Genomic DNA, 15,625 nt, shown 5'->3' with positions numbered 1-15,625 from the left:
CGCGAATGCGGTTTCACATTCAGCAAAGATGCAAGCTGACCCGCCGCATTCGCGAGCAAGCCCGCTCCCACCTTGGATCTCAGTGAATCACTCTGCCTTGCAGCCACGCCCAATCAAATCATTGGTGGCGACCCAGTACACCAGGCCTTCCTCACCCTTGACGTGGAACGCCAGCATGTCGTCGCTGTACAGCGAACCTTCGCCACCCGGCTCCAGCGTGAGGCGATACACCTTATCGGCGCCGCCCAGGCGTACATCGACTTCCTTGCGTGCGGCATCGGTGTAGCGCCAGAGCACTTTGGCCTCGCTGTCACAGGTCCAGCTTGTCCAGCCCTCTGAAACGGGTTCGGACGACTGCAAAAAACCCAGTTGCGAACAACCGGCCAGCAATGCCAACGCCACGACGGCGATCAAGCCTTTCATCCGTGTTCCTCGACGGACGGCACCTGCCGCCCGCCATGAGTTAAGTGTCAGACCCGTCAAGGACAACCATGTTCCTTGGCCGGGGTTTGCGTCTCGTATTTGTCCAGGCCGTCCGGTCCGGAACGCTTGTTCAGCACCGGATTGGTCTCGGCTTGCCAGTCGGCCTGGTAACAGCCTTCTTCGGGCGTCGGCGTGCCGGTTTGCGGGGCCGGGGCCTCCGGGCTGCTTGAGCAAGCCACCAGCATCGTCGCCGCCAGCAGCAACGTGAACGTCTTGACCATCAGAACACTCCTTTGCCTGGTCAACGCAGCGTCAGGCCTTGGCCCGGCTTTCCAGGACTTCCACGGCAGGCAGCACTTTACCTTCGACGAATTCGAGGAATGCGCCGCCACCGGTGGAAATGTAGGAGATCTTTGCGGCCACGCCATATTTATCGATGGCCGCCAGGGTGTCGCCGCCACCGGCGATGGAGAACGCCGCGCTTTCGGCGATGGCTTGGGCCAGCACCTTGGTGCCGTTGCCGAACTGGTCGAACTCGAACACGCCAACCGGACCGTTCCACAGGATCGTCTGGGAGGATTTCAGCAGTTCGGCGAAGTTGGCTGCGGTTTGCGGGCCGATGTCGAGAATCATGTCATCGTCGGCCACGTCGGCGATCAGCTTGACGGTGGCGGTGGCGCTTTCAGCGAACTCCTTGGCCACGACCACGTCCACCGGCAACGGTACGCTGACCTTGGCGGCGATTTCCCGGGCAGTGTCCAGCAGGTCTGGCTCGTACAGGGATTTGCCAACCGGGTGACCGGCAGCAGCCAGGAAGGTGTTGGCGATGCCGCCGCCCACGATCAACTGGTTGCAGACCTGGCTCAGGCTATTGAGCACGTCCAGTTTGGTGGAAACCTTGGAGCCGGCCACAATGGCAGCCATTGGCTGGGCCGGCGAACCCAGGGCCTTGCCCAATGCGTCCAGTTCGGCGGCCAGCAAGGGACCCGCGGCGGCGACTTTGGCGAACTTCGCCACGCCATGAGTCGAGCCTTCGGCGCGGTGGGCGGTGCCAAAGGCGTCCATCACGAATACGTCGCACAGGGCGGCGTATTGCTGGGCCAACTCGTCGGCGTTCTTTTTCTCGCCCTTGTTGAAGCGCACGTTTTCGAACAGCACCACGTCGCCGGCCTTGACGTCGACGCCGCCCAGGTAATCGGCCACTAGCGGCACTTCGCGGCCCAAGGCCTTGCTCAGGTAGTCAGCCACAGGCTTGAGGCTGTTTTCCGCCGAGAACTCGCCTTCGGTCGGACGGCCCAGGTGGGAGCAAACCATCACGGCCGCGCCTTTTTCCAAGGCCAGCTTGATGGTCGGCAGCGAAGCCAGGATACGCGCGTCGCTGGTGACAACACCGTCCTTGACGGGGACGTTGAGGTCTTCGCGGATCAGTACGCGCTTACCTTGCAGATCGAGGTCGGACATCTTCAACACGGTCATGGGTCGCAATTCCTGGGTAACTGTTTAGAGAGCAGGTTTTTTCGAAGCGGTTTGCAGGTAATGCTCGGCAACGTCCAGCATTCGGTTGGCGAACCCCCATTCGTTGTCGAACCAGGCCAGGATGTTCACAAGCCGCGGCCCGGATACACGGGTCTGGCTGGCATCGACAATGGCCGAATGGGGGTCATGATTAAAATCACAGCTGGCGTGAGGCAACTCGGTATAGGCCAGGAGGCCTTTGAGCGGGCCGCTGGTGGCGGCTTCGCGCAGGATTCGGTTGACCTCGGTGGCGTCGGTATCGCTCACGGTCTGCATCGTAATGTCGAGGCAGGACACGTTGACCGTCGGCACCCGCACGGCTTTGGCCTGAATTCGCCCGGCAAGTTCCGGCAGCAGCCGTTCGATGCCGCGCGCCAGACCAGTGGACACCGGAATCACCGACTGGAACGCCGAACGGGTGCGGCGCAAGTCCTCGTGGTGATAGGCATCGATCACCGGCTGGTCGTTCATCGCCGAGTGGATGGTGGTGATCGATACATATTCCAGGCCGATGGCCTGGTCCAGCAGGCGCAACAGCGGCACGCCGCAGTTGGTCGTGCAGGACGCGTTGGACACCAGCAGCTCTTCGCCGCTCAGGCAATCCTGGTTCACGCCATAGACGATGGTGGCGTCGACGTCCGCTTCGCTGGCCATCGGCTGGGAAAACAATACCCGTGGCGCGCCGGCGGCGATGAAGCGCAGGCCATCGTCGCGAGTGTTATAGGCGCCGGAGCATTCAAGCACCAGATCGACGCCCAGGGACGCCCAATCGATGCCTTCGGGGGTGGCGCTGCGCAGGACCTTCACGCAATCACCATTGATATGCAGACAATCGCCCTCGACCCGCACTTCGCCGGGGAACCGGCCATGGGTGGAGTCAAAGCGTGTCAGGTATTCGATGCTGGCCATGTCGGCCAGGTCGTTGATCGCCACGATTTCGAAACCGGCCTTGGCCCCTCGCTCGAACAACGCACGCAAGACGCAACGACCAATCCGGCCGTAGCCGTTGAGTGCAACTTTGTAGGGACGCGGTTGGGGCATGGGGGTTCTCGATTGGCGTGGTGAATCCTTCAGCTCAGTGTTGCCTGAGCCACCGCCTTCGCGAGCAAGCCCGCTCCCACATGAGATTGCATTCCAAATGTGGGAGCGGGCTTGCTCGCGAAGGCGGCAGTCCAGACGACGCAACTTTCGGATCAGTCTTCCAGCAGCTCTTCCGCCTGACCCAGGATGTTTTCCAGGGTGAAGCCAAACTCCTCGAACAGCGCCGGCGCAGGTGCCGATTCGCCGTAGGTGGTCATGCCGATCACGCGGCCTTCCAGGCCCACGTACTTGTACCAGTAATCGGCATGGGCAGCCTCGATGGCGATCCGCGCGCTGACCTGTAGCGGCAATACCGCTTGCTTGTAACCGGCATCCTGGGCGTCGAACACGCTGGTGCACGGCATGGACACCACGCGTACGTTGCGGCCCTGCTCGGTCAGCTTGTCATAGGCCTGGACGGCCAGGCCGACTTCGGAACCGGTGGCAATCAGGATCAGCTCAGGCTCGCCAATGCAATCCTTGAGCACGTAGCCGCCGCGCGCGATGTCGCCGATCTGGTCGGCACCGCGGTTCTGGTGCTGCAGGTTCTGGCGCGAAAAGATCAGTGCCGACGGACCGTCGTTACGCTCGAGGGCGTATTTCCAGGCCACCGCCGATTCCACGGCATCGCAAGGACGCCAGGTGTCCAGGTTCGGCGTGCAACGCAGGCTCGCCAGTTGCTCGATCGGCTGGTGCGTCGGGCCGTCTTCGCCCAAGCCGATGGAGTCATGGGTGAACACATACAGGATGCGTTTTTTCATCAACGCCGACATGCGCACGGCGTTGCGGGCGTATTCCATGAACATCAGGAAGGTCGCGCCGTAAGGCACCAGGCCGCCGTGCAGCGCGACACCGTTCATGATCGCGCTCATGCCGAACTCACGAACGCCGTAGTACATGTAGTTGCCGCTGGCGTCTTCGGCGCTGACACCTTTGCAGCCTTTCCACAGGGTCAGGTTGGAACCGGCCAGGTCGGCCGAACCGCCCAGCAGTTCCGGCAGCAACGGGCCGAAGGCGTTCAGGGTGTTCTGGCTGGCCTTGCGGCTGGCAATGGTTTCGCCCTTGGCGGCGACTTCTGCGATGTACGCCGAGGCTTTTTCGGCGAAATCGGCCGGCAACTCACCGCTGAGGCGACGCACCAGCTCGTTGGCCAGCTCAGGGAATTCGGCGGAATAGGCGGCGAAACGCTGGTCCCACTCGGCTTCGAGGGCGCGGCCTTTTTCCTTGGCATCCCATTCGGCATAGATGTCGGCCGGGATTTCGAACGGGCCATGGTTCCACTTCAGCGCAGCGCGGGTCAGGGCGATTTCCTCGGCGCCCAGTGGCGCGCCGTGGCAGTCTTCCTTGCCCTGCTTGTTCGGCGAGCCGAAACCGATGGTGGTCTTGCAGCAGATCAGGGTCGGCTGGGAGCTCTTGCGAGCCGTCTCGATGGCGATCTTGATCTCTTCCGGATCGTGACCGTCGACGTTGCGGATCACCAGCCAGTTGTAGGCTTCGAAGCGCTTGGGGGTGTCGTCGGTAAACCAGCCTTCGACTTCGCCGTCGATGGAGATGCCGTTGTCGTCGTAGAACGCGATCAGCTTGTCCAGGCCCAGGGTGCCGGCCAAGGAGGCGACTTCATGGGAAATGCCTTCCATCATGCAGCCATCGCCCAGGAACACGTAGGTGTGGTGATCGACGACGTTATGACCAGGGCGGTTGAATTGCGCGGCCAGGACTTTTTCCGCCAGGGCAAAACCCACGGCGTTGGCCAGGCCCTGGCCCAATGGACCAGTGGTGGTTTCCACGCCCGGGGTGTAGCCGTATTCCGGGTGGCCCGGGGTGCGGCTATGCAACTGGCGGAAGTTCTTCAGGTCATCGATCGACAGGTCATAGCCGGTCAGGTGCAGCAGCGAGTAGATCAACATAGAGCCGTGACCGTTGGACAGTACGAAACGGTCACGGTCGGCGAAGGCTGGGTTGCTCGGGCTGTGCTTGAGGTAGTCGCGCCAAAGCACCTCGGCGATATCCGCCATACCCATGGGGGCACCGGGATGGCCGCTGTTGGCTTTCTGCACGGCATCCATGCTGAGGGCACGAATGGCATTGGCACGCTCACGACGGCTGGGCATCGCTGTTCTCCTGCGGGTATTGAATCGAGAATGAATAAAACGAAACTGAAAAAGGCGAGCATTTTCCCTCACCCACCCGCCCCGGGGCAATGACAGATAGTCATCCATGAGCGTTTTTCCGGTGGATAAAGTCGCATTCGCCAGGTGAAACCTTTCCGCTGATGGGTTGTAGAGTCAAGCACGGGTTGGGAGGTGCCATTTATCCACCAATATCAAAACTTTTTGATATTGACCTTGCGGCGATCCAAACCCCTCACTAGACTGCCGCTCATGAACTTACCCGCGCCCACCATTCGCCATGACGACTGCGATGAGCTGGCGGCCCTTTGCAAGGCCGGCGGCGATCCGTTGCGGCTCAATGTTTTGCGCGCCCTGGCCAACGATTCGTTCGGCGTGCTGGAACTGGCGCAGATCTTCGGCATCGGTCAGTCCGGTATGAGCCATCACCTCAAGGTCCTGGCCCAGGCCGACCTGGTGGCGACTCGCCGGGAAGGCAACGCCATCTTCTATCGCCGCGCCCTACCCCACACCGACCTGTTGGGCGGCAAGCTGCACGCGGCGCTGCTGGACGAAGTGGACGCGCTGGCCCTGCCGAGCGACGTACAGGCTCGCATCGCCCAGGTCCACGGCCAACGGGCCGCTGCCAGCCAGGACTTCTTCGCACGGGTCGCCGAGAAGTTTCGCGCCCAGCAAGACCTGATCGCCGGACTGCCGCAATACCGCGAAAGCGTCGTGGCACTGCTCGATAAATTGAGCTTCGAGCCCACGGCCACGGCGATCGAAGTCGGCCCCGGCGACGGTGCGTTCCTGCCGGAGCTGGCGCGACGCTTCAGCCAAGTGACGGCGCTGGACAACAGCCCGGCCATGCTCGAACTGGCGCGCCAGGTCTGTGAGCGCGAGGCCCTGGCTAACGTCCGCCTGCAACTGGCCGATGCATTGGATGGCATGAACAAGCAGGCTGACTGCGTTGTATTGAATATGGTGCTGCATCATTTCGCCGCGCCGGCCGAGGCACTCAAGCACATGGCCGGCCTGCTGCAACCGGGCGGCAGCCTGCTGGTGACCGAGTTATGCAGCCACAACCAGAGTTGGGCCAGGGAAGCCTGCGGCGATCTCTGGCTCGGCTTTGAACAAGACGACCTGGCCCGCTGGGCCACCACAGCGGGCCTCGTGCCCGGGGAAAGCCTCTATATAGGCTTACGTAATGGTTTCCAGATCCAGGTTCGCCACTTTCAGCGGCCACTGGCGACACTCACCAACGGTAACTTGTAGGAAAACATCGAGATGAGCGAATACTCCCTTTTCACCTCCGAGTCCGTGTCTGAAGGGCATCCGGACAAAATCGCCGACCAGATTTCTGATGCGGTGCTGGACGCCATCATTGCTGAAGACAAGTTCGCCCGCGTGGCGTGCGAGACTCTGGTGAAAACGGGCGTGGCGATCATCGCCGGCGAAGTCACCACCTCGGCCTGGGTCGACCTGGAACAGATCGTCCGCGACGTCATCCTGGGCATTGGCTACGACAGCTCCGACGTCGGCTTCGACGGCGCGACCTGCGGCGTGATGAACATCATCGGCAAGCAGTCCCCCGACATCAACCAGGGCGTTGATCGGGCCAAGCCAGAAGACCAGGGCGCCGGCGACCAGGGCCTGATGTTCGGCTACGCCAGCAACGAGACCGACGTGCTGATGCCGGCCCCGATCACGTTCTCGCACCAGTTGGTCCAGCGCCAGGCCGAGGCCCGTAAATCCGGCCTGCTGCCGTGGTTGCGTCCGGACGCCAAGTCCCAGGTGACCTGCCGTTACGAAGGCGGCAAGGTGGTTGGCATCGACGCTGTCGTCCTGTCGACCCAGCACAACCCTGATGTGTCCTACAAAGACCTGCGCGAAGGCGTGATGGAACTGATCGTCAAGCACGTGCTGCCTGCCGAGCTGCTGTCCAAGGACACCCAGTTCCACATCAACCCGACCGGCCAGTTCATCATCGGCGGCCCGGTGGGCGACTGCGGCCTGACCGGTCGCAAGATCATCGTCGACAGCTACGGCGGCATGGCCCGTCACGGCGGCGGCGCGTTCTCCGGCAAGGACCCTTCCAAGGTTGACCGTTCGGCCGCCTACGCCGGTCGTTATGTCGCCAAGAACATCGTAGCCGCCGGCCTGGCCGAGCGTTGCGAGATCCAGGTGTCCTACGCCATTGGCGTGGCCCAGCCTACGTCGATCTCGCTGAACACCTTCGGCACCGGCAAGATCGGCGATGACAAGATCATCAACCTGGTCCGTGAAGTGTTCGACCTGCGTCCGTACGCCATCACCAAGATGCTCGACCTGCTGCACCCGATGTACCAGGACACTGCTGCCTACGGCCACTTCGGTCGCACGCCACAGACCAAGACCGTGGGTGACGACACCTTCACCACGTTCACCTGGGAAAAAACCGACCGCGCCGACGCCCTGCGCGCCGCTGCCGGCCTGTAACACCCGCCTGTAAAAAAGCCCCTGGCGACTCGGTCGCCAGGGGCTTTTTCATGCCCTGGGTTCACCACCACACACTGTGGCGAGGGAGCTTGCTCCCGCTGGGGCGCGAAGCGCCCCCCCTCAGCCCTCAGGTGTATTGAGTTGCCCGGACTACTGATTGGGGCTGCTTCGCACCCCAGCGGGAGCAAGCTCCCTCGCCACAAAGACTTAACGCAATATTCACGATCGCCGTGCCACCAGCAAAAACGAAGCCGCGCTGGCGAGCAGCCCTGCACACATCCGGTTAAACAGGCGCTTACCGCTGGGCCGGGCAAACAGCCGCCGTGCGTAAATGCCCATGTAGCAATACAGCCCGATGGCGATGCACTCCAGCACCAGGAACAAGCCACCCAGCACGGCGAATTGTTGGGTAACGGTGCCGGTACGGTCGACGAATTGCGGCAGGAACGCAGTAAACAACAGGATCGCCTTCGGATTCCCGATCGCCACCAGGAACTCCTGGCGTGCCAGGCCGGCTCGGCTCATCGAGGCGAGCCCGGCTTCGTTGTCGGCCTCAGGCTGGGCCCGCCACAACTGCACGGCCAGGTAGAACAGGTAACCGGCACCGACGAGCTTGATCCCCAGGAACAGCAACTCCGAGGTGTGCAGCACAGCGGTGAGCCCCACCGCCGCCAGGGCGATCATGATTGCAAACGCCAGCAACCGACCGACACCGCCGCCGCACGCCCGGACGAAGCCATAACGCGAGGCGTTACTGATGGAGAGCAGGTTGTTCGGCCCTGGCGCCATGTTCAGCGCAAAGCAGGCCGGAATGAAAACAGCGAGGGTCGACAGGTCCATTTCGAGCGTTCCAGGCGGAGGCGGATCGAAGGTTCATTCTGCACCGGTCATCGAGGGGTTCAAGGGACAGTTGCGCGGCTAAATCGCGTCGGACTGTACCGCCGCGATTTAGCCATCAGACGCCGCAAAATCCGGTAACGCTCCGGGCCTCGCAACGATCAAGACACTGACTAGCCTTGAGGTACTCAACCAAGCAAGGATGCTTCGATGCCACCGTTCCTGCATGCCCTCGCCTGTCTCGTCTTCATCGCTATTCCCGCGGTTGCTGCGCCCTGTCCCGACTGGCCTGTTGAACGTGCCCAGGCCGAGATCGCCGCACTGCAACAGCAGATCGACACCTGGGACGACAGTTACCACCGCCTCGGCCAGACGCTGGTGGCCGATGAACTTTATGACCAGTCCCGCAACCAGTTGGGCCAATGGCGCGGTTGCTTCCATCTCGCGGCGCCCGATGATCCCCTGCGCTCGGCGGGCGGAAAGGTGCCACACCCCATCGTCCATACCGGCCTGGAAAAACTCAAGGACGCCGACGCCGTGGAGGCTTGGCTGCAGGGTCGGGAGGACGTCTGGGCGCAGCCGAAAATCGATGGCGTGGCGGTCTCCCTGGTTTACCGCAAGGGCCGCCTGCACCAGGCGATCAGCCGCGGCGATGGTGTCCAGGGGCATGACTGGACCACAAATGCGCGCAAGATCGGCGCCATACCGCAACAACTGCACCAGCCCATAGACCTGGTCGTCCAGGGCGAGCTGTACTGGCGGCTGCTGGACCATGTCCAAGCCAACAGCGGCAGCGTGAACGCCCGCGGCACCATGGCGGGTTTAATGGCGCGCGATAGCCTGACTGTGCAAGACGGAATCTATATCGGCCTGTTTATATGGGAATGGCCTGAAGGACCGGACACCCTGCCCGAGCGGATGGCCGCGCTGCACAAGTTGGGTTTCGCCGACACCCGCGACTACCACCAGCCCGTCCGGGCATTGGCCGATGCCCAGCAGTGGCGCGACCACTGGTATCGCACACCGTTGCCCTTCGCCAGCGACGGAATCGTTCTGCGCCAGAGCCGCCGCCCACCTGCCGACCGCTGGCAGGCCAGGGCGCCGTTCTGGAGCGTGGCCTGGAAATACCCGTATGCCCAGGCTTTGGCCGAAGTGCGCAAGGTGCACTTCAAGGTCGGTCGTACCGGGCGTATCACCCCCGTATTGGAGCTTGAACGCATCCGGCTCGACGACCGGTGGATTCGCCGGGTGAGCGTCAGCTCTCTCAAGCGCTGGGAGGAGATGGACATCCGCCCCGGCGACCGGGTCGCCATCAGCCTGGCCGGGCTGACCATCCCACGCCTCGACGAAGTGGTACTGCGCAGCCTCGAACGCCAGGACGTCAATGCCCCCACGGCGAGCGATCATCACTTCTTGAGTTGCTGGCAAGCGACGCCCGGTTGTGAAAGCCAATTCCTCGCACGCCTGAACTGGCTCAGCGGCAAGCACGGGCTTGCCCTGCCCCATGTCGGCCCCGGCACCTGGGAAAAACTCCTGGCTGCCGGTCGACTCAACGGATTACTGGATTGGTTGACCCTCGACGCCGCCGAGCTTGCTAACATTGGCGGCTTCGGCGAGCGCAGTAGCGTCCGCCTGCTCGCCAGCCTGGACAGCGCCCGACAACGCCCTTTCGGACAATGGCTCAAGGCCTTGGGCCTGCCGCCCAGCGGTCAGGCACGACTGGAAGGGCCGTGGCAGAAGCTGGCCGAACGCAGTACCGAACAATGGCAAGCCGAAGCCGGCATCGGACCGGGACGCGCCGCGCAATTGAGCGCCTTTTTTCGCGACCCGCAGGTACTGGCCTTGAGTGACGAATTACGCACCGCCGGGGTCGACGGTTTTTAATCCGACGCCCGTGCGGTTGAACCCAAGGGGCAAGCATGCGTTCCAACAGCGCATCTGCACCGACCGCTCGCGATTTTTTACGGAGTTGCTATGAATTTCCTGTCCCCCGCTGCCCTGCTGCTCTTGTGCAGCGCCATGGCCGCCCCTTTGATGGCGGACGAGCAAACCCCGGAACTCACCGGTTGCGCGGCCAAGCGCCAGGGCATCATCAACCAGATCGAACTGGCCAAGTCCCGTGGCAACCAGGATCAGCAGGCTGGCCTGGAAACGGCCCTGAACGAAGTCACCACCCATTGCACCGATGCTTCCTTGCGCAAGGAGCGGGAAAACAAGGTGCTCGATGCCAAGCACGAGGTCAGCCGGCGCCAGGCCGACCTGGAAAAGGCCATGAAGAAAGGCGATGCCGAGCGGATCAACAAACGCAAGGACAAGCTGGCGGCCTCCCGCAAGGAGCTGCAGGAAGCGGTGGATGAGTTGGATAAGTAGGTTCTAGCTGCAAGTTTCTAGCTGCAAGCTGCAAGTTCAAAGCGCCACGCTTGCAGCTTTCAGCTTGAAGCTTGCAACTGCTCCACCATCAATAATCCCGAAACTCTTTATGACAGGCACTGCACGCATCCTCGACCTTCTGCACCGCGGGCCCCAGGTTGCTGGCCCGGTAGGGCTGGACCTTGCTGACGATCACCAACTCACCGGTGGCTGCTTCAAGGTTGCGGGCCAACTCCTGGAAGCGCGCCTGTTTTTGCCAGACTTCATCCCGGGCGCTGGTGTGGTCTTGCTCGCGTACTTGCGGGAAATGTTTCCACGGCTCATGGGACAATTGATCCAGTTGTGCCGCACCCTCGGCGAAACGTACGCCGTCAAACGGTACTCGGCCACGCAACATACCGCCCAATTCCTCGTTGGTCTTGAGCATCTGCTTGAAGATCGTCTTGCGCTGGCCCAGGGGAGAATTGGGATCGACGCCGCCACAGGCGGACAACATCAGACAGGCCAGCATGGCCATGGAAAATCGTTTTACAAACATCTTGGCCTCGGGGCAGGAAACGGCGATTAGTATCCTCGGATCACCGGTAAAGACCAATGCCCCTATCAACAATACGGGTTGTTCGAGCACCTGACAGTGTTCGAATGGCTGCAAAGGAAATCTTCATGAACAGCCGCATCAAGCCCTGGCACAAAGGCCTGGCATTGACCCTACCGCTGATCGCCCTGTTGGCCGGTTGCAATCGCGGTGAAAAGGTCGAGGAACCGCAGACCCATGCGCTCGCCACCTACGTCAGCGCCCCCTGGGAGGCGTTGCCAACGGTGTCCGATGCAGACCTGCTGGCCGGTTTCGGTTCCTGGCGTAGCGCATGCACCCGGCTCAAGGCCGACGCGGTGTGGGGCGCGACCTGCGCGGCGGCGGCCAACGTGCCGCTGACGGCTGTGGCGGTACGCAGTTTCCTGAAACAAAACCTGGACGTCTATGGCCTGCGCTCGGGAGACAACAGCCCCAACGGCCTGATTACCGGCTATTACGAACCGGTCTACCCCGGCAGCCTCACCCAGACCGCCACGGCGAATATCCCGGTTTACGGCGTGCCGGAAGACATGATCATTGTGTCGCTGGACAGCATCTACCCTGAGCTCAAGGGTAAACGCCTGCGCGGACGCCTCGAAGGCCGGGTGCTCAAGCCGTACGACGATGCAGCCACCATCGAAACCAACGGGGTGAAGGCACCGGTCATTGCCTGGCTGACCGACCCCATGAACCTGCAGTTCCTGCAAATCCAAGGTTCAGGGCGCATTCAGCTCGCTGATGGCCGCCAACTGCGCATCGGTTATGCCGACCAGAACGGCCACCCTTACCGCCCCATCGGCCGCTGGCTGGTCGAACAGGGTGAGCTGAAGAAGGAAGACGTGACCATGGGCACTATCAGTGCCTGGGCCAAGGCCAACCCGAACCGCATTCCAGAATTGCTCGGCAGCAACCCCAGCTACGTGTTCTTCAACCGCAACCCCGACAGCAATGAAGGCCCCCGAGGTTCGCTGAATGTGCCGCTGACCGCCGGCTACAGCGTGGCGGTGGACCGCAAGGTGATTCCACTGGGCAGCCTGTTGTGGCTATCCACTACGCGCCCCGACGGCAGCGTCCTGAACCGGCCCGTCGCCGCCCAGGACACCGGCGGTGCAATCACCGGCGAAGTGCGGGCGGACCTGTTCTGGGGCACGGGCGAGGCGGCCGGACAGTTGGCGGGGGATATGAAGCAGCAGGGACAGATCTGGATGCTCTGGCCCAAGGGCATGGCGTTGCCGTCAGTGCCTCAGGTGGCGAATGCAGTAACCGCCAATCCCTGAGGACTGGGTTCACTGGGCGGGCCCTTTCGCGAGCAAGCCCGCTCCCACACGGATTTCGGGTGCTCACAAGTGTTGTGATTCACTGAAGATAAAATGTGGGAGCGGGCTTGCTCGCGAAGAGGCCAGTACAGGCGCCTTGATTTAAGAACCAGGCTCAGACCGAAACAAAGAAGAAACTCAGGACCAACCCCACCCCCACGAACCACACCAGAGACCGCAGAATCGCCCAGTCCGCCAGATAGCAAATGATGTAGAGCAAGCGACTGGTGATGAACAACACCGCCAACACGTTGATGGTAACCAGTTCGGCATTCCCGGCCAGGTGAGCGACGATCACCGCGGCGGCAAAGAACGGGCTGATTTCAAAGCTGTTCAGTTGCGCGGCGAAGGCACGTCGGGGCGCGCCTTCGAGGGAATCCAGAAAATCCCGTGGGTCATGGTTATCCTGCAACCGGTATCTGCCACCAGCCTTGGCGATCCCGACACACAGGTAAGGCAGGAGAAAAGCAATCAACACACACCACAGGGCAACCGTCATACCGCGTTTTCCTTTTTGAGTTTTATATAGAATCGAGCATCAGGCGCCGGTCAGGATTTCATCACCAGCATGCCAATCAGCACCAGCCCGCAGGCTAAGAGCCGTGGCCGGCCAAAAGGTTCTTTAAGGTAGCGCATGCCAAAGAGCACAACCAGGATCACGCTGATCTCCCGCAGCGCCGCCGCTTCGGCGATCGAGCCCAGTTGCATGGCCCACAGCACCAGAGCGTAGCTGAACAATACGCAGAACCCGACCGCCAATCCCAGTCGCCACTGTTCGCGCCAGAACCGCATGAACGCCGGCCGCTTGCCCACCAGCGCCAGTAACGGGAACGGCCAGGCGCTGAGCAGCGTGACCCAGACCAGGTAATCCAGCGGATGGGACCAACGCCGCAAAGCATGCCCGTCGATAAAGGTGTAGCAGCCGATGCACAGGCCGATCAGCGCCACCACCGGCAGCATCGACCAAGGCAGCCGGTCGCCGCCACCGCCCTGCCACAACAGGCAAAGCATGCCGAACGGGATCAGCAAGATACCGATGACCTGCTGGGTCGTCAGGGCTTCACCGGCGAAAATAAACGTCAGGGCCAGCACCACCAGCGGCGACAGGCCGCGCATCAGGGGATAGACCAACCCCAGGTCACCGACCCGATAAGCCTGGATCAGCAAATAACGGTACAACAGCTCGAACGCCGCCGACGCCAGGATCCACGGCCAGATTTCCAATGGCGGCCATGCCACGAAACCCAGGGCCAACGCGACGAACAGCAGGGCGACGCTGTCCATGCATGCCACCACCAGCAAACGCTCGCCACTGAACTTGATCAGCGTATTCCATGCCGCATGCAACAGTGCCGCTACCAACACCAAGGCCGTCGCAAGCACGGCACGCTCCTTGTCTTGTCCCACCGCCCCGTAGGAGCTGCCGAAGGCTGCGATCTTTTGATCTTTCGCTTCAGACTCAATTGTCGGCGGAAAGATCGCAGCCTCGTTGCACTCGTCAGCTCCTACACCAGTAAGGCTCATGAATTGATTCGCTATCGTTTATACTGCAAACCGATCACGCCGCACTCAGTTGCGCATACACCAATACCAATAATTTTGCTGTTGTCCCGTTCACTTGAACCGGGGCGCCGGCATGCGTATGCCTGATCCGGGCGTCAAGACTACAGACAGAGACCTTGCGCATGCCACTCGCCTTGCTTGCTTTGGCCGTTGCCGCTTTTGGCATCGGCACGACTGAATTCGTCATCATGGGCCTGTTGCCCGATGTCGCCCGGGACCTGGCCGTGAGTATTCCCCAGGCCGGGCTGCTGATCACCGGCTACGCCCTGGGCGTGGTGTTCGGCGCGCCGATCCTGGCGATCGGCACCGCCAACATGCCGCGCAAGGCCACGCTGCTGGGCATGACCCTGATGTTTATCCTTGGCAACGTGCTCTGCGCCCTGGCGCCGAACTACACCACGCTGATGGCCGCCCGGGTCATCACTGCGTTGTGCCACGGCGCGTTCTTTGGCATTGGATCGGTGGTGGCGGCCGGGCTGGTGGCGCCGAACAAACGGGCCCAGGCGATTGCCATGATGTTCACCGGCTTGACCCTGGCCAACGTGCTGGGCGTCCCGTTGGGCACGGCCCTGGGTCAATACGCCGGCTGGCGCTCGACCTTCTGGGCGGTCTCGATCATCGGCGTGATCGCCGCCGTTGCCCAATGGGTCTGGCTGCCCAAGGAAATCCCCATGGACAAGGCCAACCTGGCCAGCGAATTCAAGGTCCTGGGCAAGGTCGACGTGTTGCTCGCCCTGGGCATGAGCGTGCTGGCCTCCACCAGTTTGTTCAGCGTGTTCACCTACATCGCGCCGATCCTGCAGGACATCACCGGTGTCAGCCCCCACGGCATCACCGTCATGCTGCTGTTATTCGGCATCGGCCTGACGGCGGGCAGCTTCCTTGGCGGACGCCTGGCGGACCGGCGCCTGCTGCCTGCGCTGGTGGGCATGGCCTTGGCCGTGGTGCTGGTGCTGGCCGCGTTCAGCCAGACCAGCCGGTCGGTGATCCCGGCGGCGATCACGCTGGTGCTGTGGGGCGTCTTCGCCTTCGCCCTGTGCCCGATCCTGCAATTGCTGATCATCGACCAGGCCCACGAAGCACCGAACCTCGGCTCTACGTTGAATCAGAGCGCGTTCAATCTCGGCAACGCGGCCGGGGCCTGGATGGGTGGATTGGTGGTCGCCAGCGGTGCCGACCTGGCGGATCTGCCGTGGGCCGGGGCGGCTGTCGGCGGCCTCACGGTATTGACCGCCTTGTTTTTTATCCATCGACAGCGCCGCTTGGCGGCCGTCGCTATTTGAGGGGCTGGGAAATCTGTCCTGCTCGTGAGTGAAAGGGCGACGCTTTGCATCAGACTTTGCCCCTAATCCGCGCGGGCA

14 protein-coding genes and 1 pseudogene are annotated in these 15,625 nt (G+C 62.2%); 6 read left to right on the top strand and 9 right to left on the bottom strand.

Annotated features, from left to right (window positions below; translation table 11 throughout):
• Positions 1–87: 87 nt before the first annotated feature.
• The 5 genes from M1D99_RS02475 to tkt form a co-directional block, all read right to left on the bottom strand.
• Positions 88–423 (bottom strand): MliC family protein, encoded by a 336-nt coding sequence (locus M1D99_RS02475; protein WP_434573822.1) that lies wholly within the window; start codon positions 421–423, stop codon positions 88–90.
• 56 nt (positions 424–479) lie between these two features.
• On the bottom strand, positions 480–704 hold the full coding sequence (locus M1D99_RS02470; protein ID WP_122566574.1) for a hypothetical protein: 225 nt from the start codon (positions 702–704) through the stop codon (positions 480–482).
• A gap of 31 nt (positions 705–735) precedes the next feature.
• A complete protein-coding gene (locus M1D99_RS02465; protein WP_434573820.1) occupies positions 736–1,899 on the bottom strand; it encodes a phosphoglycerate kinase in 1,164 nt (387 codons plus the stop codon).
• A gap of 24 nt (positions 1,900–1,923) precedes the next feature.
• Complete coding sequence (gene epd, locus M1D99_RS02460; protein ID WP_250965091.1) at positions 1,924–2,979, bottom strand: erythrose-4-phosphate dehydrogenase; 1,056 nt, start codon at positions 2,977–2,979, stop codon at positions 1,924–1,926.
• 152 nt (positions 2,980–3,131) lie between these two features.
• Positions 3,132–5,129 carry a transketolase gene (tkt, locus tag M1D99_RS02455; RefSeq protein WP_186707097.1) on the bottom strand — a complete coding sequence of 666 codons (1,998 nt, stop codon included), beginning with the start codon at positions 5,127–5,129 and terminating at the stop codon, positions 3,132–3,134.
• Between the two features lie 270 nt (positions 5,130–5,399).
• Here tkt and M1D99_RS02450 point away from each other — a divergent pair.
• Both M1D99_RS02450 and metK read left to right on the top strand, forming a co-directional pair.
• Positions 5,400–6,394 (top strand): annotated as a pseudogene (locus tag M1D99_RS02450) (ArsR/SmtB family transcription factor).
• Positions 6,395–6,413: 19 nt separating this feature from the next.
• Positions 6,414–7,604 carry a methionine adenosyltransferase gene (gene metK / locus M1D99_RS02445; RefSeq protein ID WP_186729192.1) on the top strand — a complete coding sequence of 397 codons (1,191 nt, stop codon included), beginning with the start codon at positions 6,414–6,416 and terminating at the stop codon, positions 7,602–7,604.
• A gap of 219 nt (positions 7,605–7,823) precedes the next feature.
• Here metK and M1D99_RS02440 read toward each other — a convergent pair whose 3' ends face one another.
• The gene (locus M1D99_RS02440) at positions 7,824–8,444 is read right to left on the bottom strand and encodes a LysE family translocator (RefSeq protein ID WP_186707094.1); all 621 of its coding nucleotides are present in this window, start codon (positions 8,442–8,444) and stop codon (positions 7,824–7,826) included.
• A gap of 207 nt (positions 8,445–8,651) precedes the next feature.
• On the opposite strand from M1D99_RS02440, the gene ligB reads away from it, so the two are divergent.
• Positions 8,652–10,325, top strand: coding sequence for an NAD-dependent DNA ligase LigB (gene ligB / locus M1D99_RS02435; protein ID WP_458131337.1), 1,674 nt, complete (start codon positions 8,652–8,654; stop codon positions 10,323–10,325).
• A 90-nt stretch (positions 10,326–10,415) separates the two neighbouring features.
• Positions 10,416–10,811, top strand: coding sequence for a DUF1090 domain-containing protein (locus tag M1D99_RS02430; protein WP_186707092.1), 396 nt, complete (start codon positions 10,416–10,418; stop codon positions 10,809–10,811).
• An 88-nt stretch (positions 10,812–10,899) separates the two neighbouring features.
• Here M1D99_RS02430 and M1D99_RS02425 read toward each other — a convergent pair whose 3' ends face one another.
• Complete coding sequence (locus M1D99_RS02425) at positions 10,900–11,349, bottom strand: c-type cytochrome (protein WP_186707091.1); 450 nt, start codon at positions 11,347–11,349, stop codon at positions 10,900–10,902.
• Positions 11,350–11,474: 125 nt separating this feature from the next.
• Between M1D99_RS02425 and mltA the strand changes: the two genes are divergently transcribed.
• Entirely contained in the window at positions 11,475–12,662 is a 1,188-nt protein-coding gene (gene mltA, locus M1D99_RS02420; protein ID WP_434573811.1) for a murein transglycosylase A, read from the top strand.
• A gap of 154 nt (positions 12,663–12,816) precedes the next feature.
• Here mltA and M1D99_RS02415 read toward each other — a convergent pair whose 3' ends face one another.
• A complete protein-coding gene (locus M1D99_RS02415; protein WP_186707089.1) occupies positions 12,817–13,200 on the bottom strand; it encodes an MAPEG family protein in 384 nt (127 codons plus the stop codon).
• A gap of 50 nt (positions 13,201–13,250) precedes the next feature.
• The gene (locus M1D99_RS02410; RefSeq protein ID WP_186707088.1) at positions 13,251–14,084 is read right to left on the bottom strand and encodes an EamA family transporter; all 834 of its coding nucleotides are present in this window, start codon (positions 14,082–14,084) and stop codon (positions 13,251–13,253) included.
• A gap of 302 nt (positions 14,085–14,386) precedes the next feature.
• Between M1D99_RS02410 and M1D99_RS02405 the strand changes: the two genes are divergently transcribed.
• Positions 14,387–15,547, top strand: a complete 1,161-nt coding sequence (locus M1D99_RS02405; RefSeq protein ID WP_458131336.1) for an MFS transporter — start codon at positions 14,387–14,389, stop codon at positions 15,545–15,547.
• Positions 15,548–15,625 lie beyond the last annotated feature (78 nt).

It is taken from the genome of Pseudomonas sp. R3-41, from assembly GCF_054161485.1.
Note: the sequence above shows the minus strand (reverse complement) of the source record. Positions and strands in the feature narration are given on the sequence as shown.